The 22385-nt window shown below is 60.0% G+C and carries 35 protein-coding genes; 18 read left to right on the top strand and 17 right to left on the bottom strand.

Annotated features, from left to right (window positions below):
- Positions 1-6: 6 nt before the first annotated feature.
- Positions 7-297, bottom strand: a complete 291-nt coding sequence (locus tag TX72_RS05345; RefSeq protein ID WP_225867743.1) for a hypothetical protein — start codon at positions 295-297, stop codon at positions 7-9.
- Between the two features lie 28 nt (positions 298-325).
- Here TX72_RS05345 and TX72_RS05340 point away from each other — a divergent pair, with 28 nt between their 5' ends.
- Positions 326-580, top strand: coding sequence for a DUF6439 family protein (locus tag TX72_RS05340; protein ID WP_042503370.1), 255 nt, complete (start codon positions 326-328; stop codon positions 578-580).
- Here the strand turns inward: TX72_RS05340 and TX72_RS05335 are convergent.
- Entirely contained in the window at positions 540-992 is a 453-nt protein-coding gene (locus TX72_RS05335) for an ATP-binding protein (protein ID WP_042504274.1), read from the bottom strand. The two genes, TX72_RS05340 and TX72_RS05335, sit on opposite strands and share 41 nt — an antisense overlap.
- 79 nt (positions 993-1071) lie before the next feature.
- Positions 1072-1806: a GUN4 domain-containing protein gene (locus TX72_RS05330; protein WP_011127932.1), complete on the bottom strand. Its 735-nt coding sequence runs from the start codon at positions 1804-1806 to the stop codon at positions 1072-1074.
- 40 nt (positions 1807-1846) lie between these two features.
- Here TX72_RS05330 and mnmH point away from each other — a divergent pair, with 40 nt between their 5' ends.
- The 7 genes from mnmH (at position 1847) to TX72_RS05295 (ending at position 6652) form a co-directional block, all read left to right on the top strand.
- On the top strand, positions 1847-2890 hold the full coding sequence (gene mnmH / locus TX72_RS05325) for a tRNA 2-selenouridine(34) synthase MnmH (protein ID WP_011127931.1): 1044 nt from the start codon (positions 1847-1849) through the stop codon (positions 2888-2890).
- 25 nt (positions 2891-2915) lie between these two features.
- The gene (gene psb28 / locus TX72_RS05320; protein WP_011127930.1) at positions 2916-3299 is read left to right on the top strand and encodes a photosystem II reaction center protein Psb28; all 384 of its coding nucleotides are present in this window, start codon (positions 2916-2918) and stop codon (positions 3297-3299) included.
- Positions 3296-4372 carry an AI-2E family transporter gene (locus TX72_RS05315; RefSeq protein ID WP_011127929.1) on the top strand — a complete coding sequence of 359 codons (1077 nt, stop codon included), beginning with the start codon at positions 3296-3298 and terminating at the stop codon, positions 4370-4372. Before psb28 ends, TX72_RS05315 begins: the two co-directional genes overlap by 4 nt.
- Positions 4369-5373, top strand: a complete 1005-nt coding sequence (locus TX72_RS05310) for an AI-2E family transporter (protein ID WP_011127928.1) — start codon at positions 4369-4371, stop codon at positions 5371-5373. Before TX72_RS05315 ends, TX72_RS05310 begins: the two co-directional genes overlap by 4 nt.
- A gap of 139 nt (positions 5374-5512) precedes the next feature.
- Entirely contained in the window at positions 5513-5692 is a 180-nt protein-coding gene (locus TX72_RS05305) for a DUF8681 family protein (protein ID WP_042503367.1), read from the top strand.
- 115 nt (positions 5693-5807) lie between these two features.
- On the top strand, positions 5808-6011 hold the full coding sequence (locus tag TX72_RS05300; protein WP_049692003.1) for a hypothetical protein: 204 nt from the start codon (positions 5808-5810) through the stop codon (positions 6009-6011).
- A 458-nt stretch (positions 6012-6469) separates the two neighbouring features.
- Complete coding sequence (locus TX72_RS05295) at positions 6470-6652, top strand: hypothetical protein (RefSeq protein WP_042503362.1); 183 nt, start codon at positions 6470-6472, stop codon at positions 6650-6652.
- 1523 nt (positions 6653-8175) lie between these two features.
- On the opposite strand, the gene TX72_RS05290 is transcribed toward TX72_RS05295, so the two are convergent.
- On the bottom strand, positions 8176-8415 hold the full coding sequence (locus tag TX72_RS05290; RefSeq protein WP_042504271.1) for a DUF2973 domain-containing protein: 240 nt from the start codon (positions 8413-8415) through the stop codon (positions 8176-8178).
- A gap of 164 nt (positions 8416-8579) precedes the next feature.
- On the opposite strand from TX72_RS05290, the gene TX72_RS14830 reads away from it, so the two are divergent.
- Entirely contained in the window at positions 8580-8708 is a 129-nt protein-coding gene (locus tag TX72_RS14830) for a hypothetical protein (protein ID WP_263969720.1), read from the top strand.
- 289 nt (positions 8709-8997) lie between these two features.
- On the opposite strand, the gene TX72_RS05285 is transcribed toward TX72_RS14830, so the two are convergent.
- Complete coding sequence (locus TX72_RS05285; protein WP_011127925.1) at positions 8998-9258, bottom strand: DUF8643 family protein; 261 nt, start codon at positions 9256-9258, stop codon at positions 8998-9000.
- Positions 9259-9375: 117 nt separating this feature from the next.
- Here TX72_RS05285 and TX72_RS05280 point away from each other — a divergent pair, with 117 nt between their 5' ends.
- Entirely contained in the window at positions 9376-9594 is a 219-nt protein-coding gene (locus TX72_RS05280) for a hypothetical protein (RefSeq protein WP_225867758.1), read from the top strand.
- Here the strand turns inward: TX72_RS05280 and TX72_RS05275 are convergent.
- The 8 genes from TX72_RS05275 to TX72_RS05240 form a co-directional block, all read right to left on the bottom strand.
- Positions 9585-9803, bottom strand: coding sequence for a YbhB/YbcL family Raf kinase inhibitor-like protein (locus tag TX72_RS05275; protein ID WP_011127923.1), 219 nt, complete (start codon positions 9801-9803; stop codon positions 9585-9587). The two genes, TX72_RS05280 and TX72_RS05275, sit on opposite strands and share 10 nt — an antisense overlap.
- Complete coding sequence (gene secF, locus TX72_RS05270) at positions 9790-10770, bottom strand: protein translocase subunit SecF (RefSeq protein ID WP_011127922.1); 981 nt, start codon at positions 10768-10770, stop codon at positions 9790-9792. Before secF ends, TX72_RS05275 begins: the two co-directional genes overlap by 14 nt.
- A gap of 3 nt (positions 10771-10773) precedes the next feature.
- The gene (gene secD, locus TX72_RS05265; protein WP_011127921.1) at positions 10774-12255 is read right to left on the bottom strand and encodes a protein translocase subunit SecD; all 1482 of its coding nucleotides are present in this window, start codon (positions 12253-12255) and stop codon (positions 10774-10776) included.
- Positions 12256-12259: 4 nt separating this feature from the next.
- Positions 12260-13243, bottom strand: a complete 984-nt coding sequence (locus TX72_RS05260) for a pyruvate dehydrogenase complex E1 component subunit beta (protein ID WP_011127920.1) — start codon at positions 13241-13243, stop codon at positions 12260-12262.
- 182 nt (positions 13244-13425) lie between these two features.
- A complete protein-coding gene (locus tag TX72_RS05255) occupies positions 13426-13743 on the bottom strand; it encodes a DUF3082 domain-containing protein (RefSeq protein WP_011127919.1) in 318 nt (105 codons plus the stop codon).
- The gene (gene ispE / locus TX72_RS05250) at positions 13740-14684 is read right to left on the bottom strand and encodes a 4-(cytidine 5'-diphospho)-2-C-methyl-D-erythritol kinase (protein WP_011127918.1); all 945 of its coding nucleotides are present in this window, start codon (positions 14682-14684) and stop codon (positions 13740-13742) included. The genes TX72_RS05255 and ispE overlap by 4 nt, the downstream gene beginning before the upstream one ends.
- Positions 14599-15507: a 16S rRNA (adenine(1518)-N(6)/adenine(1519)-N(6))-dimethyltransferase RsmA gene (rsmA, locus tag TX72_RS05245; RefSeq protein ID WP_011127917.1), complete on the bottom strand. Its 909-nt coding sequence runs from the start codon at positions 15505-15507 to the stop codon at positions 14599-14601. The genes ispE and rsmA overlap by 86 nt, the downstream gene beginning before the upstream one ends.
- Before the next feature lie 451 nt (positions 15508-15958).
- Positions 15959-16363 carry a YraN family protein gene (locus tag TX72_RS05240; RefSeq protein ID WP_011127916.1) on the bottom strand — a complete coding sequence of 135 codons (405 nt, stop codon included), beginning with the start codon at positions 16361-16363 and terminating at the stop codon, positions 15959-15961.
- A gap of 28 nt (positions 16364-16391) precedes the next feature.
- On the opposite strand from TX72_RS05240, the gene TX72_RS05235 reads away from it, so the two are divergent.
- Genes TX72_RS05235 through TX72_RS14690 form a run of 5 tightly spaced genes read left to right on the top strand, consistent with a single transcriptional unit; the run spans position 16392 to position 18344 of the window.
- Entirely contained in the window at positions 16392-16880 is a 489-nt protein-coding gene (locus TX72_RS05235; RefSeq protein WP_011127915.1) for a pentapeptide repeat-containing protein, read from the top strand.
- A gap of 4 nt (positions 16881-16884) precedes the next feature.
- Positions 16885-17307 (top strand): hypothetical protein, encoded by a 423-nt coding sequence (locus tag TX72_RS05230; RefSeq protein WP_011127914.1) that lies wholly within the window; start codon positions 16885-16887, stop codon positions 17305-17307.
- Complete coding sequence (locus TX72_RS05225) at positions 17304-17738, top strand: 23S rRNA (pseudouridine(1915)-N(3))-methyltransferase RlmH (protein WP_011127913.1); 435 nt, start codon at positions 17304-17306, stop codon at positions 17736-17738. Before TX72_RS05230 ends, TX72_RS05225 begins: the two co-directional genes overlap by 4 nt.
- A gap of 6 nt (positions 17739-17744) precedes the next feature.
- Entirely contained in the window at positions 17745-18095 is a 351-nt protein-coding gene (locus TX72_RS14695; protein WP_011127912.1) for a hypothetical protein, read from the top strand.
- A gap of 33 nt (positions 18096-18128) precedes the next feature.
- Positions 18129-18344 carry a 2OG-Fe(II) oxygenase gene (locus TX72_RS14690; protein ID WP_011127911.1) on the top strand — a complete coding sequence of 72 codons (216 nt, stop codon included), beginning with the start codon at positions 18129-18131 and terminating at the stop codon, positions 18342-18344.
- On the opposite strand, the gene TX72_RS05215 is transcribed toward TX72_RS14690, so the two are convergent.
- On the bottom strand, positions 18313-18702 hold the full coding sequence (locus TX72_RS05215; RefSeq protein ID WP_011127910.1) for a DUF8680 family protein: 390 nt from the start codon (positions 18700-18702) through the stop codon (positions 18313-18315). The two genes, TX72_RS14690 and TX72_RS05215, sit on opposite strands and share 32 nt — an antisense overlap.
- Positions 18703-18793: 91 nt before the next feature.
- On the opposite strand from TX72_RS05215, the gene TX72_RS05210 reads away from it, so the two are divergent.
- The 3 genes from TX72_RS05210 to TX72_RS05200 all read left to right on the top strand — a co-directional run bounded on the left by TX72_RS05210 (position 18794) and on the right by TX72_RS05200 (position 20785).
- The gene (locus TX72_RS05210; RefSeq protein WP_011127909.1) at positions 18794-19225 is read left to right on the top strand and encodes a LexA family protein; all 432 of its coding nucleotides are present in this window, start codon (positions 18794-18796) and stop codon (positions 19223-19225) included.
- A gap of 1 nt (position 19226) precedes the next feature.
- Entirely contained in the window at positions 19227-20507 is a 1281-nt protein-coding gene (locus tag TX72_RS05205; protein WP_011127908.1) for a Y-family DNA polymerase, read from the top strand.
- A gap of 95 nt (positions 20508-20602) precedes the next feature.
- Positions 20603-20785, top strand: coding sequence for a hypothetical protein (locus TX72_RS05200; RefSeq protein WP_011127907.1), 183 nt, complete (start codon positions 20603-20605; stop codon positions 20783-20785).
- Here TX72_RS05200 and TX72_RS05195 read toward each other — a convergent pair.
- Genes TX72_RS05195 through arsB form a run of 3 tightly spaced genes read right to left on the bottom strand, consistent with a single transcriptional unit; the run spans position 20782 to position 22347 of the window.
- Positions 20782-21078, bottom strand: coding sequence for a hypothetical protein (locus TX72_RS05195; RefSeq protein WP_011127906.1), 297 nt, complete (start codon positions 21076-21078; stop codon positions 20782-20784). The genes TX72_RS05200 and TX72_RS05195 overlap by 4 nt on opposite strands.
- Positions 21078-21335, bottom strand: coding sequence for a hypothetical protein (locus tag TX72_RS05190; protein WP_011127905.1), 258 nt, complete (start codon positions 21333-21335; stop codon positions 21078-21080). The genes TX72_RS05195 and TX72_RS05190 overlap by 1 nt, the downstream gene beginning before the upstream one ends.
- A 1-nt stretch (position 21336) precedes the next feature.
- Entirely contained in the window at positions 21337-22347 is a 1011-nt protein-coding gene (gene arsB / locus TX72_RS05185) for an ACR3 family arsenite efflux transporter (RefSeq protein WP_011127904.1), read from the bottom strand.
- Between the last annotated feature and the right edge of the window lie 38 nt (positions 22348-22385).

The following is a 22385-nucleotide window of genomic DNA, read 5'->3' as shown; positions in this document are numbered from 1 at the left end:
GCGGCATCAGGACAACCAGTGGCTCAGCAGCCAGGCAAGGCTGAACCCGATCCCTCCCCAACGCAGTGCTCGCCAGAACCTCAAACCTGATTCAGGGGTCATCGTCCACCCGTCGATCTTCAACGCGAGCAATCGACGTCCCATCTCCAGACGCTGTTGAGCGCGCCTTGCGGCTACACCCCCGACTCTTTTCACCGCTAAAGACTGCACACGTCCCACTTGCAACAGCCGGCTGCTGGCATGGAGCCAGCCCAGGGGGTGTGGTTGCGGTGACATCCAGGGGATGTTGGCTTCCACGAAACTAGACAGACATCGCGGTAGTCCCATGGACCGACAGCAATCGGATTGGCCGGAGCAGGCCCTGACCAGTAGCCGCGACCTGCACGCCATGCTCAGCATTGACGATCGCAGCTGGCATCGCCTGAAGAGCCGATGGGATCGACGGGGCGCTGAACTGCTCGGTGCTGCTCTGGTGAAACTGCTCAGTGATGGTGAGCGAGACGACGTCAAGGCACTGACGGAGCAGGCCCTGGGCTGGATCAGTGGAGAACTGAAGGATCCGGGCTGTCCGCATCATTGAGCGGCCGCCGGCAGGCGAGTTGCAGACGATTGCCCCGACGGCTCCAGCGCACGTCATCGAAACACTGGTGGATCAGGAAGAGGCCACGTCCACTGAGGGCTTCAGGTTGCTGAGGCAGCGTGGCAGCACGGGCATTCGGCGGTAAGCCGCTGCCCTCATCCTGCACTTGCCACACCAACCAGTTCGGCGTTGTGATGCGCCGCACCCGCAGCCGTTTGCCCGGATCCTCCGCATTGCCATGGCGCACAGCATTCACAAGCGCCTCATGCAGCCCCAGTTCGACCCGCTGACAGGTCATCAAACAACCCACGGGCTCGATCAGCAGCTCCAACAATGGAGACAGCTGCAAGGTCGAAGGCAAAACGAAATCAGCCCAGCGAAACAGCCGATGGGACGTTGACGCAGAACCCATGGATGCACTGGAAGAAGCCTGCTGCAGGATCACGACCAGGCGGCTTCAGCTCTGATCTGAACTTAACGGTTCTCAGCGATCAGGACAGGCCCGTTGAGCCTCGATGCGTCACGAGATCGGGATGATTGAGCAACGCATCCATGAGGCGAACCCCCCGCAGTTGGTTGATCAGGGGCATGTGGCCTTCAGGGGCCTCAATCGTCCAGGTGAAGGCACCTGGATAGCGGGTCCAGGTTCCGTCCAGTTTCCAACCGATCCGAGGCCAGAGCCGCTCATAACGCCCGTCCAATCCCGCCAGCAATCTGGCCTGCATGGAAAAACCGAAGCGCCCCTGCGAATAGACCGTCCACAACCGATCCAGGCTCACCAAATCGAGACCAGCCATGGCTGGAACCTCACTAAAATAGACATATCCTCTCGCTTCCGCAGCAGGACCAGCGAGCTGACGCAGGATGGAACTGGTGGTCCGATCGGCCGTTTCGAAGTCCTCATCAAGCAGGGCTTGCTGCAACGGGATGTAATCGACACCAATCGCAGATGCCACGCTCAGCCATCCTTCAGGCGTGGACGACAACAGTTGAGCAAGGTGGTCAGGCTGATGTCGCCTGATCACTTGAAGGATCCAGCCTGGAGCCCAGTCGGAAGCTTTCCGATCAAACGGGGCAAGGGCATCTGAGCCAAGGCTGACCAGATCGGCCGACCGTGATTCCAGGGACTTGATCAGGGAACGACGCTGGCGGGGACTCCCATTCGCCAGCCTGTCGATCAGCTGTTCAGGCGTTGAAGTGGTGGTGGGTGTTGAACCGGAGAGCATGAGTAGCAACCGGCCCTGACTGGCTCGGCGTTGGCCCACTATGTCAGGCATGGGAGACGCCCAGCACCTCACGATCGATCAGCTGCGGCAACTGCGCGGTCCTCTGGTGGATGTGCGCAGCCCATCGGAGTTCGACAAGGGGCACTGGCCAGGAGCCATCAATCTTCCGCTGTTCAGCGATGCGGAACGGGCCGAGGTCGGCACCAGTTACAAGCAGCAGGGACGGTTGCCTGCCATCCATCTCGGACTATCGATCACAGGTCCAAAACTTTCGGCGCTGGCTGGAGAGCTGGAACGTCTGCGGGACTTGGGGACTCCAAGGCTCTACTGCTGGAGAGGTGGCATGCGCTCCGCCAGCATGGCTTGGTTGGCCAGTCAGATTGACCTGACGCCAACGCTGCTGATAGGCGGTTACAAGGCCTATCGCCGCTGGGCTCAGGAGCAATTCGAGCGGCCATGGCCACTGCGGTTGATGGGAGGCCGCACCGGAACCGGCAAAACGGATCTCCTCTTGGCCCTGCAGCAACGCGGAATCGCGATCGTGGATCTTGAGGGGCTGGCCCATCACAGGGGCAGCAGCTTCGGAGGGTTGGGTCTGCCGCCACAACCCTCCACAGAGCATTACGAGAACCGCCTGGCGGAATGCTTTGATCAGCATCGCCGGGCCGGGGCTGAAGCCATCTGGCTGGAGGCCGAGAGCATTCAGGTGGGACGTTGCCGAATCCCAAAGGCCCTGTTCGATCAGATGCAGAACGCTCCGGTCCTGGAGATTCAACGCAGCCTGAGCGAACGGGTGAACCAGTTGGTGGGGGTGTACGGCCACCAGGGCATGGATGCACTGGCCGAAGCAACCCAACGCATCAGCCGGCGTCTGGGCCCTCAGCGGACCACCCAAGCCCTGAACGCCATTGCTGAAGGGGATTGGGCCACGGCCTGCAGAGCTACGCTGGACTACTATGACCGTTGCTACGACCACGAACTCAAACGGTCACCGCAGCGCAGAAGCGTGGACATCAGTGGACTCAGCATTGAGCGGGCAGCAGATCATCTGCTGGCAACGAGGGCACTGGCTGAAACCGTTTAGGATCCCGCTTCCCGAAAGGACGGCCATGGCTAAGGCGTCGATTCAGTTTTTCCGCGGCGTCGACGAGCCCGTGGTTCCCGACATCCGTCTGACCCGCAGCCGTGATGGGCTCACAGGTCAAGCAACTTTCCGCTTCGAACAGCCCGCTGCAATTGCTCCTGAAACGATGGGCGACATCACCGGAATGTGGATGGTGGATGAAGAGGGGGAAATGGTCACCAGAGAAATCAACGGCAAATTCGTGAACGGCACAGCAAGTGCCCTTGAAGCCGTTTACTCATGGAAATCCGTACAGGACTTCGAACGGTTCATGCGCTTCGCTCAGCGCTACGCCGAAGCTAACGGTCTGGGCTATTCCCAAAACCAGAATTCCGATCAAACTGACGGAGACGCCAACGCTGAGGCTTGAGCTTTCCCCAGGCACTGTCACTTGCAGCACTGATTGCTGCAGGTCTCATCCTGTGGAACTTGCGTCAATGGTTGCTGTTGTTGTTTGCCGCCATCGTGCTGGCGCTTGCTCTTTGCAGCCTGGTGAATGCAGTGCAACGGCGCTTCCCGATGCGTCGGCCCATGGCACTGTTAGCCAGCCTGAGCGGACTTGGACTCCTTCTCACCGTGCTCATGGCGGTGTTGGTGCCACCGTTCATTGATGAATTCGCCCTGCTGCTTCAGAAACTCCCCCAGGCGGCCCGAGCACTGCTGCAGCTCGCTCTGAGTGGTCTTGATCAGGTCAGCGAAGCGTTGTACGGGGTCGATGCCATGCCAGACCTCGAACAACTGGGGCTGCAGAGCCAATCGATCCTGCCCGACACTTCAACGCTGGCTTCGGGGGTAGGAAGCGGCCTGATCGGACTGCTCGGACTGGCCGGAAATTTGGGAAGCGCCGGCTTGAGTCTTCTGTTTGTTATTGCAGCCGCACTGATGGTGGCCGTTCAACCGCAGGCCTATCGGCAGGTGGGCATTTTGCTCGTGCCCTCGTTCTATCGCCGGCGGGCCAACCAGATCCTCACGCTCTGCGGGGAAGCGCTCAACAGCTGGATGGTGGGAGTGGGCATCAGCTCTCTTGCTGTGTTTTTGCTCTGCGGGATCGCACTGTGGCTTCTCGGGGTCAAGCTCGTCCTGGCCAATGCCTTACTGGCTGGTGTGCTGAACGTGATTCCCAATGTCGGCCCCACCATGAGCACAGTGTTTCCCATGGCAGTGGCTCTGCTGGACGCCCCCTGGAAAGCGGCCGCCGTTCTTGGGGCCTATGTGGTGATCCAGAACCTGGAGAGCTATGTGATCACCCCGTCGGTGATGCACCATCAGGTGAAGCTTTTGCCCGGCCTCACCCTGGCTGCCCAGGTGTTGTTCACGGTGGTGTTTGGCCCCCTCGGCTTGTTAATGGCCCTGCCCCTTGCCGTGGTGCTGCAGGTGTTGATTGGAGAAGTGTTGATCAACGATGTCCTCAACCGCTGGACAACCCTGAGGCCGCGCCAATGACTGCGCAATCAGCTCTGTTAAGCCTGACCTTTATTGTTCTGGCCCTGCTGATCTGGCAGCTGCGCTGGGTGTTGCTGGTGCTGTTCGGAGCCGTGGTTGTGGCCGTGGCCCTGGATGTGCTGATCCATCAGCTCCAGGACCGCAGCCGTCTGGCCCGGCCCCAGGCCTTGCTGGTCGTACTGGCGGGTCTGCTGCTGGCAGGTCTGATCATTGGCCAGCTGCTTCTGCCGGAACTGATCACCCAGACCCAGCAACTGGGGAAGGATCTCCCGGAGCTGGTCAACAAACTGTCTGGATGGCTGGGGGACGATCCCCGATTCGCCGCGCTGAATCAGGCCTTCGGTCCTGGCGTGAGTCCTGAGAATCTGCAATCGGTGGGGCGTCAGTTGCTGGGAGTGGCGGGAGGAGCGGCGAACTCGGTGATCCAGGTGCTGTTGATGGTCCTGCTGGCCATCCTGCTGGCCCTGGATCCCGCCTCCCATCGCGGCATGGTGGTGGCCCTCACCCCACGTCCGGCACGGGAGCAGATGGCACTGCTTCTGGATGAAAGCCGCCAGGCACTTGGCGGTTGGCTCACCGGAATGACCCTGTCCGCCACAACGGTGTTTCTGCTCACCTGGGGAGGGTTGCTGCTGCTTAAGGCGCCATTGGCGCTTCTCAGCGCTCTGGTGTGCGGACTCCTGACCTTTGTTCCCACGATCGGGCCGACGGCAGCGACCTTGCTGCCCACGGGCCTGGCCCTTCTGCAATCACCACAGCTTGTGGTGTCTGTGCTGGTGTTTCGCTTGATCTTGCAGAACCTTGAGGCCTTTCTGCTCACGCCACTGCTACTCCGGAAAACCGTGAATCTTCTGCCGACCGTGGCCCTGATGGCGCAATTGAGCCTCGGCGCCCTGCTGGGACTTCCGGGAGTCCTGCTGGCTCTTCCTCTCGTTGTCGTTCTGCAGGTCTTGATGCAGCGGGTGTTGGTGCAGCAGGTGATGGATCGTTGGTCATCGTGAACCTGACTGGAATCATGAAAGGCTTTCTGCTGCTCCTTCAACGGCTCTTGGGGAAGACGCGAAAGATGCCACTGCATACACCAGAAGAGTTGGAGTGCTTCAAGCGCGACGCCATCGAGAATCGTCGGAAGCACTACTGATGCAAGGAGCGTGGGAGTTGGGTCTCTTGGCCCTGCTGTTTCTAAGCCTGCAGGTGTGGTGGCTCAGCAAGGTTTTCCTCAACCGACCTAGGCAGCCCAAGCCGATTGGCAAACCGATGCGAGCCAACACGCTGCAGGGCAAGCGCAACGCTCTGCAACGGTTGTTCGATCAATCCTGATCAGCAGCAAGCACCAGCTGCTTCGGGATACGCGACAGGCCTGGAAGCACCCCTAGGCATCAACACTGATTGACGTCTCTGGATGATGAACACATCTGACTCATTGATCTGGTCAATGACCACGCTTCTGGAAAAGCTCGCGGCCCAACTCAACAGCGTCCGAGCCAAGGCTGTGATCTGCCCAGAGGAGATCGAAGCTCCGAGAATCAAGAAACCCATCCATCTCCCTAGAAATCCTGGCGTGGACAACTCCATTCACATTGGTCCCAAAGGCGGTCGTTACCGCATCAGCGCCAGCGGAAGAAAGGTTTACATCTGAGAAGGATCAGCAAGCGCATGCCTCTTCGGGATGCGCCTCAGGCCAGCAGCAACGTATGCCTCCCAGCAATCTCCCACTCCGTCGATGATCAGGATTGGAACGATTTTCCAATGGGTAAGAAGCGGGCATGGATCGAATCTGTCACGCCTGCGTCACAAATATGGGTCCTTTCAGTGCATTGCTGCACAGGGGATGTCCGATCGACTTCACGATTCAGCGTCAGGCCAGTTTTGCCTGGGTAGCTCCTTCAGCCCCTGCAAGGTCGACTGACAGCACTGCGCGCCAGGTTCGTGATGCAGGTTGCTTCGCGCCACTCAACAAACACTCCTCTTCCCACTATGGCCCAAATATCACAACTGTGTATGGACGGATTTGCGACTTAACAATGGCGGTTTACCTTCCTTATTGACCCGGCCAAAGCCGTTAGACATAGATCAAGAAAAGAAGGAGGTCGCAAAATGACCAACAAAGAAAGACAAGCCTTCCAAGAGGAAAACCGAATCGGGTACTTGATGGTTGTTCTAGCGTTCATCACGGGCATTCACATGTTCAACGGCTGGAATCCAATCAATCCTCAAGAAGCAACAGGTGACGCAGTGGTGACTGTCCCTGCAAGACCAACTGAAGGCCTAATGCAGTAAGCGAAATTGCCATTCAGCCTTTAGTGCCGGCACATCACCTACAACCGAAATGAGTCGACCGAGGCTCAACAGCGGGGAACACATCAGGCACTCACGCCTGACCAATGCCTCAAGACACCCGCATTGCCCTATTCCTGCTGGCACAACTGGTTGCAGCACTGCAAGCCAACGACCCTGACCTGTTCAAGCGGTGGCTGTATTGCGCCATGCAAGACCCGAGGTAACCAGCCGTGACTGAGTTGCTGCTGGATTGGATTGACCCGTTCATTGCAGAAGTAGAGCGAAGCAGGATGGTGGCGTGGCGCCTAGGGGTGAGTCTCTAGTCCTAGGCGGGGCAGCACTTATCTAATTCTCAGGAAACTCTTGCTTTTTTTTGATGTATTTGGACAATCACAAAGCGAAAGTATTGGGAAGGAGCGAGAACCTCGCACATCAGTCGAACCATGGCAATAATCAAATGCGATGTCTGCGCATATCCTTTCAGCAATAAGCAAGACCCAAGATGCTCAAAGTGTCATCCAAAAATTACGCCGCCATCAAAGCCAAAGAATCCATACGCACTGCCGATGAAGCAGCAGCTAATTCTTGGTCCGATAGTTGGGATCGTAGTGGGACTTATGTTTGCCGCATGTGAAGGCAATAGACCAGGTAGAGCAACTACTGCTTGCATGCTACGAGCCCGTGCGCAGGCAATAGCCGCAGGAAATCCCAACTACACTCACGCGAAAGAAGTATCACCAACTAGAGCTATGTTGGTATTCAGAAAAGATGGGAGAACTAGGAATACAAATTTTTTCTGCGACTCGTTAGTCACTGATCGGGAAGCCTGATGCCTATCGGCAGAAAGCAATACAAGAGCCACAAGGGAAAAGCAGGGGGCGTTGATGTTGTTGCTATCCATCTCCCGACATACACTCATCATCCCCGTCAGCAATGGCGGGATTTTCGTTGCCTCCTGCGCTTAGCCGGACCTATGAGGGCAAACCCAAAGCCAAAATAGGCAAGAAGACAGCACAAACTTGCTGAGTCTGACTGCTACATGTGCCAGACGATGGACAGCTTGCCGTGGTCACGACCGACGACGACGTTGGCCTTGATACGTCGACTCCCCAAGCTGTCTGTTGTCCTAAACACAAGTTTTGGGAGACGTCATGGAAGAAATCCTTGATCCCAAAAAACCCTGGAACATCTCGTGCGCGGCCTGGGGCATCCACCTAAAAAGGGGACCTGCAACACACCGTCCTGAAACCGGGTGGTCGTCGCAGCAGCACCGAGAGAGCGACTCGGGAGCTGGCAGAAACCAGTCCCTATGGCCTCAGAAGACTCCTTAGGGACAGTTTTTGCGCCTTCATATCGTCTTCCACTAACAAGAAAGATTCCGTAGTCTGCAGCTTGAATCGAGATCATTCGTCAGGCTTGGAATGCGGAGTCGAATCGCTCGGGAAACGTCGGCGCGACCGATGTCTCTCTCGGCTCCGCGGTCAGTGGCAGCAGCTCCAACGGTATTTAGGGGCTTTCCTGTTTCAGCTTGCCTCAGGTGCCCAACCTGTCTGCTTCAGGTCCTGAAAGCGAACAGACCAAAGTTCTTCATCGGTGACATTGCCGTTGTCGTCCAACAATTCAGGATGGACAGTGCGTAGGCCTGTTCGGTCACTCTTGAACGCTGTCGAAGCGTTGGACGACATGCTCATCATTCGAAAAGCCTGAAGCAGCAAACCAGTGAACAATGCCGCGTAAATCAAAGGGAAAAGGGCGCCAAGCACGGCAATCAATTTTCAATGTTTACAAACGTTAACGACTTCGGCGTGCCTGCCGTGATTCCGGTACCAGCGAATGGGACCACAACAATCTGCTGCTGAGATTGCCTACGAGTAGCCGATCGAACACTTAAGCCACGATCGTGCCTTCGATCGTCCAAGTTGTCATCATGAAAGACGACATCAAGCTGGTCACAACCTTCCTCGTGCTGAATTTTTCGGTCGTGGCACTTGCCATCGCCGGTTACCAGAAGTCGGGCATGCGGCTCGGCGCCGTGTTCAGCCACTTAACGAGTTGAGTTCGGAGAACCGTCCAACAGGTCTGCTTAGGGCTTGCGTAGACCATCAGCAGCACCTGAATTCATCCATGACTGTTCATCTCTCGAATGGCTGTTCAATTGGCACCATGATTGACGATGGTGTTCATCGGCCGTTTCGTGCACTGGCCTGTTCCTTGACGGTCACCAGAAAGGATGAATCACATTTGGATTCAGCTCAAAGCCGTCGTGCACGCCGACATGAGCTACAGGACTTATTTGCTTGATTGATTGCTTATACCAAAACCCAACATCATTTAAACTGTGGAGATCAAACGTGCGCCGCAGCCTCGTCGTGAATGTTGCCCATTGTGTTTTTTAGGTTTCCGATATCCAACAGTCCCTCAGCACTGAACCAAGGTGCATTTGACCAACTAAATCCCTCACCGAAGGTGTTATCAGGCGCAACAACATACCAATGACAATCCACGTCGGGCACATCGACCGAACATTGCGACCAGTCGCTCTCCCATTGGGGGACCTGTACCCACATGACGGCTGCAAGAACCAGCGACATCAGAGCTTGCAGCATGAGTCAGATCAGACGAGGTTGAGACGCTAACCGAATTGGGTGGGATCTGGTGCCGAGTTCTGCCGAGCCGCGGTCCCATACGGTGGTGCTTGTCTGCCCGGACAGCCTGCCTTGGATGTGATCTTCAATTTCAGCCGCTACGAGGAGCTGAGACAGGCCGTCCTGCAACTCGTACGCGAAAACCTTGACCCCGACCTTCTTTACGAGGAAGCGGAAGAGCTGTTCGAATCCTGGTGGGCATCCAATGCCTCCGACGGCCATTGGAACGATGAGGTCAAACGACGCATCTGGTCGTCAATCTGGAGTGAATTCGGCGTGAGGACCGCTCAGGCATAACGACGCCAGAGCGACGGTGATCCCATCAATACAGCGACTGCCAGGACGTGATGACGCACGGCAAACAGCAGACTGGTGAGGGTGAAGTGATCCAGCAAAAGCAGGATCTCGGTTTTCAGGTCTGCCAACGCCAGAAACACCAGCAACAACGGCCACCAACGCGCTGTTCGCCGAACGGCCTGGGGTTGGAGACGTTCAGACTTCGGCACGGGGCTCCCACAGCGTGAGCAACGAAGGAGCCAGCGCAATGCTGGACCAGCTGCCCACCACCACCCCCAAGGCCAGAGCGATGGCAAACCAGTAAAGGGTGGCGCCACCGAAGAAGATCAGGGCCAGAAGTGGCAGCAATGTTGTCCCGCTGGTGTAAAAGGTGCGGGTGAGGGTTGCCGACACCGCCTGATCCACCTGTTCGGACAGCCCCAGGCCTGCACCATCACGGGCACGCTCCCGAATCCGATCGAACACCACCACCGTGTCGTTCACGGAATAACCGGCAATGGTGAGGAGAGCCACTGCAAAAAGGCTGTCGACTTCAAGCTGCATCAACAGCCCCAGCCAGGCGAAGACGCCGGCGACAATGAGAACGTCGTGGGCGAGAGCCACTAGCGCCAGGAAGGCGTAGCGGCCGTCGTAGCGGAAGGAGATGTAAAGGGCGATTCCGCTGAACGCCACCACAAGCGAGATCAGCGTGCTGCGCAGCAACTGACGCCCCAGGCTCGGACCGATTGTGTCGACGGACTGTCCACCGGCCACAAAGGGGCCGGCAATCTGTTCAACAGCAGCAATCAGGGCCTGACCCTGAGCAGCCGACAGCGTGGGCACACGCAGCACCAGCGACTGGCCTCCGTCGAGCAATTGCACCCGCGCCGAACGGAGATTGGGGACAGGGTCGTCCTCCTCGGCCGGCAGTGTCAACGACTGAACCGGGTTGGAGACAGCAATGGACTTCAGATCCCTGCAGCTCTCTCCGCAGTCGCGCTCCAACTGGATCTGCGTTCCCCCGGTGAAATCGAGCCCCGGACGCAGCGGTGCAGCAATGTCTGGATTCAGCCAGCAGCTGATCAGCCCGACCAAGGCCACCAGCAGCGTGAGCCCCGAGACCAACCAGACCCGAACGCGTGAGGCGCTCAATTGCAGGCGCAGAACCACAGTGGTGTTGGGCGTGGACATGGCCATCAATCAGGCGGTCGTGGAGGGACGTTGGCCCTGGGCAATGAAATACGTGGGTCGACGCAGGCCGGCGTAGCTCATCAGGAAGCGCAGCAGCGTGCGTGTGCAGGTGAGCGCGGTGAACAGACTCAGCAACACACCGATGCCGAGGGTTGCAGCAAATCCCTTCACCAGGCCGGTGCCGAGAAAGAACAGTGCCGCGCAGCTGATCAACGTGGTGAGGTGACCATCAAGGATGGAACTGAAGGCTTCGGAGAAACCGGTGTCGATCGAGCGGATCAAGGTGTTGCCGCGACGCAACTCGTCCTTGATTCGCTCAAAGATCAGCACATTGGCATCCACCGCCATGCCGATGGACAGGATGAATCCAGCAATCCCAGGCAGGGTGAGCGTTACGGGGATCAGGGCGTACACCGACAGGTTGAACAGGGCGTACAGGCTCAGGGCCGCCACGGCCACAGCCCCCGGCAACCGGTAAGCCACCACCATGAACACCGCCACCAGGGCGAGACCGGACAAAGCAGCCATCAAGCTCCGCCGGATGTTTTCAGCACCGAGTGTCGGTCCGATCGTGCGCACTTCCACCACCTCAACGGGAAGGGGAAGGGAGCCTCCACGCAGTTTCACCTCCAGTTCACGGGCCGTCTCAGCGTCGAAATTTCCACTGATGGTTGCAGCGCCGCCGGAGATACCAGCGCTCTTGAACTGGGGCCCCACACTGGCCGCACTGATCAATTTGTTGTCCAGCGTGATGGCCAGCAGTCGATCGGAACCCGCGATCGATTGGGTCAAATCGGCGAACGCCTCCGCTCCCTCGGCATCGAAATTCAGCGTCACCTCCCAGCTGTTGGGGTTGTTCTGCAGTGGCTGGCGACCGGCCGTTACCAATTGCTTGCCCGTCAGTTGTGCAGGGTCCAACAGCGTCAGCAGTTCGTCGTCCGCTTGATCCAAGAGGGCCTGAAGCAACTCGTCGTCACTGGCACCATCAGCGTTCAACCCCAGCGACTCCTGCACCTCCTTGAGATCCTCCAGGTTGAGCTCATCCGGTGTCTCCCCACGACGGCGTTGGTCTTTTCGCAACTGGAGGATGGCCCGGGCCTGGGATTGAAGCTGTCGCAAGCTTCGAAACTCAGCTTCAGTTCCCTCCCGCTGGGCACGGAACTCCAGCAGAGCCGTATCGCCAAGGACGCGTGCTGCCGCTGTGGGGTCCTGTTCACCGGGGAGCTGCAACACCAGCTGATCGGTGCCGACGGTCTGAAGGGTGGATTCGGCCACCCCCAAACCATTCACGCGCCGATCCAGCACCGCCTTGACGGCTTCCATTTCGCGATCGCCAACAACCTTCACGTCCCCTGCCGGTTGCACCTGCACCGTGAGTTGACTACCCCCGCGCAGATCGAGCCCAAGCTGCAGCGGAGTCCGGATCAGAAACATCCCCGCCGCAATGGCCAGGGCAAGAACAAAGGCGAACCAACCCTGATAACGCGCCATCAACTCAAACCCCTTGACGGACCATCTGCTGGGCAGCTTCGACGATCTGATGGGGCTGAATGATGGTCAGGTTCTCAAGGGAGCCGTTGTAGGGCGTGGGGATGTCCTGACTGGAGAGCCGCACAGGGCGGGCATCGAGATCATCGAAGCACTGCTCGGTGATCAGGGCGATCAACTCGGCACCGATGCCACCGGTCTTCATGCACTCCTCCACAACGATGACCCGATGGGTCTTGCGGATGGACCGACCGATGGTCTCCATGTCGAACGGTTTGAGGCTGATCAGATCGATCAGCTCCACACTGATGCCATCGGCCTCCAGTTGTTCCACCGCCTTGAGGCAGTGGTGACGCATGCGGGAGTACGTGAGGATCGTCACGTCGCTCCCTTCCTGCACCAAATCCGCCTGATCGAGAGCACAGGTGAACTCACCCTCAGGGAGTTCCTCGCTGAGGTTGTAAAGCAGCACATGCTCGAAGAACAGAACCGGGTTGTTGTCCCGGATTGCTGCCTTCATCAAACCCTTGGCATTGGTCGGCGTGCTGCATGCCACGATCTTGATCCCGGGGACAGCGTGGAAATAGGCCTCCAGGCGCTGGCTGTGCTCAGCTCCGAGCTGACGGCCCACACCACCTGGGCCGCGCACCACCGTGGGGATCGTGAAATTGCCTCCGCTGGTGTACCTCAGCATCCCCATGTTGTTGGAGATCTGGTTAAAGGCGAGCAGCAGAAAGCCCATGTTCATGCCTTCCACGATCGGCCGCAGGCCGGTCATGGCCGCACCGACCGCCATGCCGGTGAAGCCGTTCTCTGCAATCGGGGTATCCAGCACCCTTAGGTCGCCGTACTTCTCGCAGAGATCCTTGGTGACCTTGTAGCTGCCGCCGTAGTGACCGACGTCCTCACCCATCACGCAGACGTAAGGGTCGCGGGCCATCTCCTCGTCGATGGCTTCCCGCAGGGCGTTGAAGAGAAGGGTTCCTGCCACGGCGTCGCTGCGATCCCGGCCAATCCGGGGTGAGCGGCCAAGCTATCTCAGCCTGGGTGGCCTCAACCGCCGGCGGCGAAGGTGAACAACAGCAACACGGACAGGAGCATCGCTGGAGACAGCAGCAGCGCCAATTGCCCGAGGTCGTGGGGAGTCATCAACAGATGTCTGTCGGCTTGACGCTAGGCAGGGTCGTTCGAGGGACCTGTGAAGACACTGCGAAGAAACACCATCGTGAGCCCTAACGCCACAAACGCTGTGCTGAAGGTGGCCAGAAAGGACAGCCCCACCAGCAGCGTTTTCAGCGTCACCGCAATGTTCTGGGCGATCGGTGAGCTGTAGTGGGGCGGATGAACGGCGAAGTACACCACCATCCGTCGGCTGAGCCCCAACGCCAGCCAGGCCAGCAGACCTGCGGTGACGGCACCGGACAAAAAACTCAGGGGTCCTTTACGGGGTTGCTCCGCTGAAGGAGGTGTCTTGGGGTCGGAGGAGCTCATGCTTCGATCCTCACGCCGTCCGGTCGCAAATTGCAGCACCAGCTTTGCAATCCCTCCGCAGCAAGTTGCTGTTCAAGCGTGGCCTGGGCAGCCGCACAGCTGGTTGGATCTGCAAACAGTGCAAAACAACTGGGGCCCGATCCGCTCATGGCGACGGCAAGGGTGCCTTCAAGGGTGGACAGCAAGCGAAGCGCCGCCTGAACCGCTGGGGTCTCAGGCTCCACAACCTCCTGCAGATCGTTTTGCAACGGTGGCGGCTCCGCCGCACGGATCGGTTGGGTCCAGGCCATGTCTCGCAAGACCTGTCGGCGTTGCTCGAAGGCGTCCTCTCCCGAGAGGTAGCGATCACCCTGCAACTCCCGGCAGCGGCGATAGGCCCAGGGAGTCGACACACTCACGCGTGGATCCTTCACCAGCAGCACCGCCAGGGATTCCTGCACAGCCGGCAACGGCTCCAGCAGCTCGCCGCGACCGAAACAGAGCTGACTGCCCCCCGCCACACAGAAGGGCATGTCAGAACCGAGTTCAGCCGCAAACCGCTGCAGGTCTGAACGGCTGTGGCCCAGACCCCAGAGCGCATTCAGACCCACCAGGGCAGCGGCACCATCACTGGACCCTCCGGCGAGGCCGGCACCAATGGGAATGCGTTTCTCCAGGTGGATGGCAGCACCCAATTCGTTGAAACCGGAGCGGCTGCGCAGCAACTGAGCGGCCCTGATCACCAGGTTGTCCTCACCAAGGCTGAGGGACGGATCGTCACAGCTGAGCGTCAGTGCGGCATCGGCCGTGGTTTGAAAGCTGAGGCGATCGGCGAGATCGATGCTCTGCATCACCATCGCCAGCTCGTGAAAACCGTCAGATCTGATCCCGAGCACCTCCAGGTGAAGATTCACCTTGGCCGGAGCCGTCACCGTGATCGTGCCCATCAGCGGAGGCCGCATCAATGCCCTGATTCAAACCCCTGGCCAGGGCAACCCAGACCTGCGGAGCCAGCTCCTGCGGCCGTTGATGCAGCTGAAACCCTGCAGCGGCGGCCAGCGCCTGCAGCTGTGGCTCCGGCGCAAGTGATGCCAGGGTGTTTCGCAACATCTTGCGACGGGCCAGGAAGGCTTGCCTGAGCAACGATTCCACCCGACGGGCGATGTCAGAAGGCAACCGCTTATCAGCCGGCAGAGGGTCGATCTGAATCACTTCCGACTGCACCTTCGGCGGTGGCTGAAAGCAGCGTGGGGGTACAGGACAGACCGTCGTGCAACGGGCCAGCAACTGCATCCGAACACTCAAGGCACTGAAGCTGCTGTGGCCCGGGCGAGCCCGGATGCGCTCCGCCACCTGTTTCTGCACCAACAGCACCAAACGCTGATAAGGGGGCTCGACAGGGCGATCGAGTCGACCCACCAGTCGATCCAACAGCGGACCTGTGATGTTGTACGGAATGTTGGCCACTACTTTGCTGGCTGCAACCCCGTCCTCCAGCTGCAGCGGCAGCTCCAGCACATCCCCCTGACGCAGGCTGAATCGCGGATCACCGGCAAAGCGTTCCCGCAGGCCATCCACTAGGTCGCGATCCAATTCCACGGCCTGAACTGCCGCTGCCGGAGAGGACAGCAACCGTTCTGTGAGAGCACCACGCCCTGGTCCCACCTCCAACACGCGATCCGATGGCTGCAGGTCAGCGGCCGCCACGATGCGATCCAGCACCGTCTGATCCTTCAACCAATGCTGGCCAAAGCGCTTGCGGGCCTGGTGACCTTGAAAAGCCATGGTTGAACTGTCGCAGTTGTCCCAGCGGACGGTCGATCTCCTACCAGCGTGTCGCAACACAGACCACCTCCCTCAACTGAGGGATCGAACCAGGCAGCGCTCTCCCCCAACTGGGTGAGTCTTTTGACGGATGGGCTGTCTTGCCGCATCTCCGTATTAATGGACGAGCAGCTTCTCAGTCATGGACACCATGTTCTTCATCGGCATCAACGCCGGACTTCTGGTGTTGCTTGCCGTTGGACTGCTTTCAGCCAGAGAGCAGATCAAAACTGGCCGCAAGGAAACCATCTGATGTCTTAACCCACCTGTGCGACGAGACAGGTCACCGGCAGAAGACCTCTATTGAAGTGAATCGTCTTCTGTCAGAGCGATGCTCTCAACACGGTTCTGGATTTCAAGACCGCTCCTGAGCAGCAGGCAATGGTTGCCGAAATGACGGATCAGCGCTGGATCAGCACAGCCGATCCAGCCTGCACCAACGTGGGGCTCCCTGGGAGGGCGGCAACGGCACCACGGCAACGGCCACTTGAAGCAACCAGTCCGTCTGAATCGGATGCTCAGCACGCCAGCAACTGATCGCCCGACCCAGCCGGCGCCGCTTCGTGGGATCCACAGACCAGGGACCCCAGGCCAAGGAACGGCGCTTCTTGACTTCCACCACAAGCAGTTGCTCGTTCTTGTGCAGAACAAGATCAAGTTCGCCCCAGCGGCAGCTCCAGTTTCGATCCAGCAGCTGCCACCCCTGCCGTTGCAGAAGCGAGGACACCCGGGTTTCCGCCTGGGCGCCGGGGGGCTGCATTTTCATCGGAATGCGATCCACAAAGTTCCCGAAGGATTCCCCCCTGCTCGAGCCCATTAAGGTTTCGAGGTCACTGGTGTTTCGGATGGGTTCCCGCCTGTTGTCCCTGGTTTCTGCAGCAGTCCTCGGGCTGCTCCTTGTCCTGGCTGGTCCGGCCCAGGTCAGTGCCGCCATGGACGTGGCCAAGCAAGTGCTGATCGGCTCGGACTACTCCGGAAAGGATCTCCGCGGCGCCACCTTCAACCTCAGCAACCTGCGGGAAGCCAACCTGTCCGGATCAGACCTGAGGGGCGCATCGCTCTATGGCGCCAAGCTTCAGGATGCAGATCTGAGTGGAACGGACCTGCGGGAAGCCACCCTGGATGCAGCGGTGATGACCGGCACCAACCTCTCCAACGCCGTTCTGGAAGGAGCCTTCGCCTTCAACACCCGCTTCGTGGATGTGACCATCAGCGGCGCCGATTTCACCGACGTCCCGATGCGGGGCGATCAACTCAAGAGCCTGTGTGCCGTTGCGGACGGTACAAATCCGGTCACGGGCCGGTCCACCCGGGACAGCCTCGGCTGCGGTTGATCCGATGAGTTTCGACCCCCGCAGCCTGGACCGCCTGCGCGAGCTCGGTCGGACGCTTCCCCAAGCGTTGCCGGAACCGAAACCGCCCGTGAGCCCGAAGGCACAGCAGGTGCGCCACAAGGTTGAAACCGAAGACAACCCTGAGGAACTGTTCCGCGAACTGATGAAGGTCAGTGAGGACGGAACGGTTCCGGAACACCTCATGGCGCGGCTGAAACAACTGGAGGCCAAGCGCACCCCTCAGCCATCAACCGACAGCACCCCGCCAGGCTCGGCCCAGGAGCTACCTCCACTGCCGAAGACAAACTCCGGCAAAGGAAAGAACACACGCCCCAAACCCTCCAAGGCCACACCCGGGAGTGAAGAGGAAAGTCTTTACGTGGCCTTTGGCCAGTTGCTGCTGGAGGACGACGAGGACAACCCTTGAATCCCTCCCGCTGCCGCATCCTTGCCGTGGGCAAAGTCCGCCGCAGTTGGATCCAGGACGGCATCGAGCTTTACCGCAAACGGCTTCCCGGGCTGGAGATCATCGAGATTCGAGACAGCACACCCGACAAGGAAGCGGATTCTATCCGCGCATCGCTACGACCGAATGAGCACGTGATTGCACTGATGGAAGAGGGCGACGCTGTTGGGTCCATCCCCTTCGCCCGGCGCCTTGACCAGCTCGGCAACCAACGGCTCGCCTTCGTGATCGGTGGTGCTGACGGATTGACCAACGAACTCAAGGGCCGTGCCCATTGGCAATTGAGCCTGTCGCCGATGACCTTCCCCCATGAGCTGGCTCGCCTGATGCTGATCGAGCAGTTGTTCCGCGCCCAGGCAATCCTGCAAGGAAGCCCGTACCACCGCGCCTGAGAACTGATGTTGCACGTGGTCGACAACCTGCTGCCGGCGGATCTGCTGGAGGCGCTGCGCCAACTCTGCGTGGTTCACGGCGAGCTCAAGCAGACCCATCCCGGTGACGCCCTGTTCAGCTGGCGTGCTGACGACGGCAGTTCGCGCTCGATCCATGCCCTCGAGCAGCGACAGCTGATGGAGCGTTACCTCGACGAGCATCTGCTGCCTGTCTCCACCCCGTTCTGTGGCAAGGGGGCTGGAGTGCAGTGGTGGTGCAACGTCAACAACGATCTCGACTGGCACATCCACAAGGATGAAGTCGAAGGACGTCGCAGCGGGGGTTATCTGTTGCCGCTGTTGTCCACGGTCTTCTAACCCCACGTCAGCTGCGCCGGTGGCGAGCTGCTGTTGGCCGACAACACCCCCATCACCTCAGGGCACAGCGGTCCGCTGCCTCAGTTCCGCTCCGTGATCTCGATCCCCCCGGTGCGCAACCGCCTGGTGCTGTTCTCCCCTGGACTGCTCCACCGAATCAATCCTCTGGAAGGGGAGCGCTACTCCGTGGCCGTGAACATCTGGGCTCAGGAACCCCTCACCACAGCGGCGTCAGCGCCACCGGCTTGAACTTCTCGCTGGACAGTCGCCAGGCCCTCGAGGAGATCCGCTTCAGAGCCTCAAGACAGGCGGTTGTGTCGCCGCTGCTGAGCCAGTCGGCCTTGATCTGCGGCAGGTCTTCCGGCAGTCGTTCCATCGGCAACTCCACCAGCAGGAGGCTGTCTGCAGCCGCTGCCCTCTGCAGGGGGCCGTCATCACTGCGCTGCCACACCCGCAGCAGCAGATCCAGGGCCAGCTCCTTGCCGAGCTGATCCGGGGCATCGCCCTCGGCCGCCACCACAGCCTGGGACTTCCCCGCCAGCGGCAACGCCCGACGCCCCCCTTGATCGATCAAAGCCAGCGCGACCAGATACGGCGAATCAGCCACTCAAATCCCAATCCAGAGACACCATCCTCACCGGAGCAAGCACACAGCAATCAATACATCAGTACTATTAAAGCAGGCTTGCTTGCCCGTGATGGACGTCCGCCACCAGCCACTTCCGCTGCAGCCCCGGCGAACCCGCCTGAGTCTTCCCCTGGCCGGTGAACGGGTGGCCGCCGGCTTCCCCTCGCCGGCCGATGACTACGTGGAGGTGGGGATCGACCTCAACGACCAGCTGATCCGCCATCCCACCAGCACATTCTTTCTGCGCGTCAGCGGCGAATCCATGCTCGGAGCCGGCATCCACGACGGTGATCTGCTGGTGGTGGATCGCAGCCTGGATCCACGGCCGGGGCGGGTGGTGGTGGCGGTGCTGGACGGGGAATTCACCCTCAAACGCCTGGTCCAGCACCATGGCCGCCTGCGCTTGGAGGCCGCCAATCCCGCTTACCCACCCCTGGAGCTGCATCGATGCGGTGACGTGCAGATCTGGGGGGTGGCCATCCACGTGATCCATCCGCTCTGACATGGGCCTTGCCACCGCCCTGATCGACGGCAACAACTTCTACGCATCCTGCGAACAGAGCCTTGACCCCAGCCTGATCGGCAAACCCGTCGTCGTGCTCTCCAACAACGACGGCTGCATCGTGGCCCGCAGTGCAGAAGCCCGGGCCCTCGGCATTGCGATGGGAACCCCCTATTTCAAGGCGCGTCAGGAGTTGGAACGCCAGAACGTGGTGGTGCGCAGCTCGAACTACGCCCTGTACGCCGACATGAGCCAGCGGATGATGAGCCTGCTGGAAATTCACTGCGAAGAGCTCGAGATCTATTCCATCGACGAAGCCTTCGGGCGCGTCCGTCGTCCGAAGGATGGTGACTTGCAGAGCTGGGGGCGATCCCTGCGAGCCCGGGTGCGCCAGGACCTGGGGCTGCCGATCGCCATCGGCCTGGGGGCCAGCAAAAGCCAGGCAAAACTGGCCAATCGCCTGGCCAAGCAAGTCCCCGCCCATGCCGGCATCTTCGATCTGGGCCACTGCACGGATCCCGACGCCTGGCTCGAGACCATCGCAATCGAGGACGTCTGGGGCATCGGCCGCAAACTGGCGCGCTGGTGCCGGCTGCGGGGGGTGAACAACGCCCGCCTGCTGCGGGACATGCCCAGCGGTGAACTTCGGGCGAAGTGCGGTGTGGTGGGGTTGCGGCTGCAGCGGGAACTGCGCGGCCATGCCTGCTTGCCACTGGCGTTGGCACCGTCCCCCAAACAGGAAACCTGCGTGAGCCGCAGCTTCAGCAGGCCGATCACGACCCTGGAGGAACTGCGGCAGGCCGTCGCCACCTATGTGGTGCGCGCCGCGGAAAAACTGCGCAAGCAGCACCAACGGGCTGCCGCCCTCACGGTGTACACCCGCACCAGCCCCTTCATCCCCGCGTTTTACAGCCAGGCCGCCAGCACCCGACTGGATCTGCCCAGCAACGACACCACCGTTCTGCTGGAGGCAGCGCTCCCCCTGGTGGACCGCATCTTCCGGCCACACCGACAGCTGGCGAAGGCGGGGGTGCTGATGCAGCACCTGCAGGGAACCGAGCTGCTCCAGTCCCATCTTCTGGTGCCACTGAGTGAGGCACAGCAACAACGACGAGAGGAGCTGATGCGCACCATTGATCGGCTCAATCGCCGCTATGGCCGAGGCACGGTCCAGTGGGCAGCCTGCGGGTTGCATCCGAGCTGGATGATGCGACGGGAGCGGCTGGGACGGACCGCCACCACCCGGCTGAGTGATGTTCCAGTGGTGCACGCCGATCGCTGAGATGCACTCTCAGACAGCGCTCAGCCGATTCAGGGGAATGCCAAGGATGAGACGACGACGCGAACGACAACCTTGATCAAGAGCCAAACCATGGCATGGGGAAAGAGAAAGCAATCACCTTGATCATCAGTGCACTGGCGGTGCTGGTGGGCCAACAGATCAGCGCAGGAACCATGGAAACGCCGACGGAACAACCGCAGGCCAAGGCGCGATTCCCGCAGACCGCTCTGCAGGCTGAACGGCATCGACTGACCTATGCCCCGGCCGCCTTCCTCTAAGCCTGCTGCAGCAACTGGATCACTTGGTCGCGGCTGCTGAGCAGCAGCACCATCCGATCACCATGGGCATTGAGTCCCGTCTGTTCCCGCACCAGATCGGTGCTGGCCAGTGCCAGACCACCGGTCTCAACGAACAGCACCGGCAAGGTGCCGTCATGGCCACGCATGCCCTGAAGATCAAGGGCTTGCCGCACGGCCCGCTGGGCCTTGTCGGTGCCAAGACGCTCAACGAAGGCCGGCCAAAGATGATTGACAGGCGTCAAGGCCGCAAAATCAAGCTGAGCGTCGGACATCAAACCGGCAACAGCGCAATCGCCTCGGCAATCATCTGCGGTGACACAGCGATGGTCTCCAGCGGATCAGCGTTATCCAGATAGGCGTCGAAGGACGCGAAGCGCTCGATCACAGGATCAGCCCCGTCAGCAGCACAAGCCTCAACCCAGTCGCCGTCCTCCGGTTTCACCACGGCATAGGCCTGAAGAGCTTCCTCCAGATCAGCACCGTCGCCGATGCCCTCACCGTGCCAGATCGCTTCGAAGAATTGAGACATCTCAAGCGGGGAACAGACGTTGGTTGCGGTTGGCGATCGCTACCAGCGACAGCATCACCGGCACCTCCACCAGCACCCCCACCACAGTGGCGAGGGCAGCGCCGGAATTCAAGCCGAACAGGCTGATGGCCACAGCCACCGCCAGTTCAAAGAAATTGGAGGCGCCGATCATCGCGCCAGGGGCCGCGACCGTGCGTGGTTGCCCCCAGAGACGCATCCACTGCGCCGTGAGCCAGAAGATCAGATAGGTCTGCAGGATGAGCGGGATCGCGATCAGCACGATCGCCTGGGGATTGGACAGGATCGACAGGGCCTGCACCATGAACAGCAGCAGCACAGTGGCGATCAGAGCCGTGATCGCCAGCGGCTTGAGCTGGGCCTCCAACCGCGCAATCCGACCAGGGGACTTAAACAACACCCGCATCAACCAGCCCGTCGCTAACGGCACCACAACGAACAGGCCCACCGCCGTGATCATCGTGTCCCATGGCACCAGCACGTCACTCACACCCAGCAACAACGCTGCAATCGGCGCAAAGGCAAACACCATGATCAGGTCGTTCACCGCCACCTGCACCAGGGTGTAGTTGGGATCCCCATCACTGAGGCGACTCCACACGAACACCATCGCGGTGCAAGGGGCCACCCCCAGCAGAATCATCCCGGCCACATACTCCTGACCCATCGCTTCCGGGATCCAGGCCGCGAACACCCCACGGATGAACAACCAGGCCAGAGCCGTCATCGTGAGGGGCTTGATCAACCAGTTCACGGCCACAGTGACCAGCAGCCCCCGCGGTTGCTGGCGGATGCCACCGATGGCGGAGAAATCCACAGCCAGCATCATCGGAACGATCATTCCCCAGATCAGAACGGCGATCGGAACGTTGATGCGGGCCACCTCCAATGAGGCGATCCAGCTCGCCAGATCAGGAAAAACGCCCCCCAGAACCACACCCACCACAATCGCCAGACCGATCCACAGGGAGAGGTAGCGCTCGAACAGGCCCATCACCACGACAGAACGGGGAATCCATCATCCGCCCGCGG

Origin of the sequence: Parasynechococcus marenigrum WH 8102 (genome assembly GCF_000195975.1) — a bacterium.
Taxonomy (GTDB): Bacteria; Cyanobacteriota; Cyanobacteriia; order PCC-6307; family Cyanobiaceae; genus Parasynechococcus; species Parasynechococcus marisnigri.
This window is presented reverse-complemented; position numbering and strand designations above follow the sequence as displayed.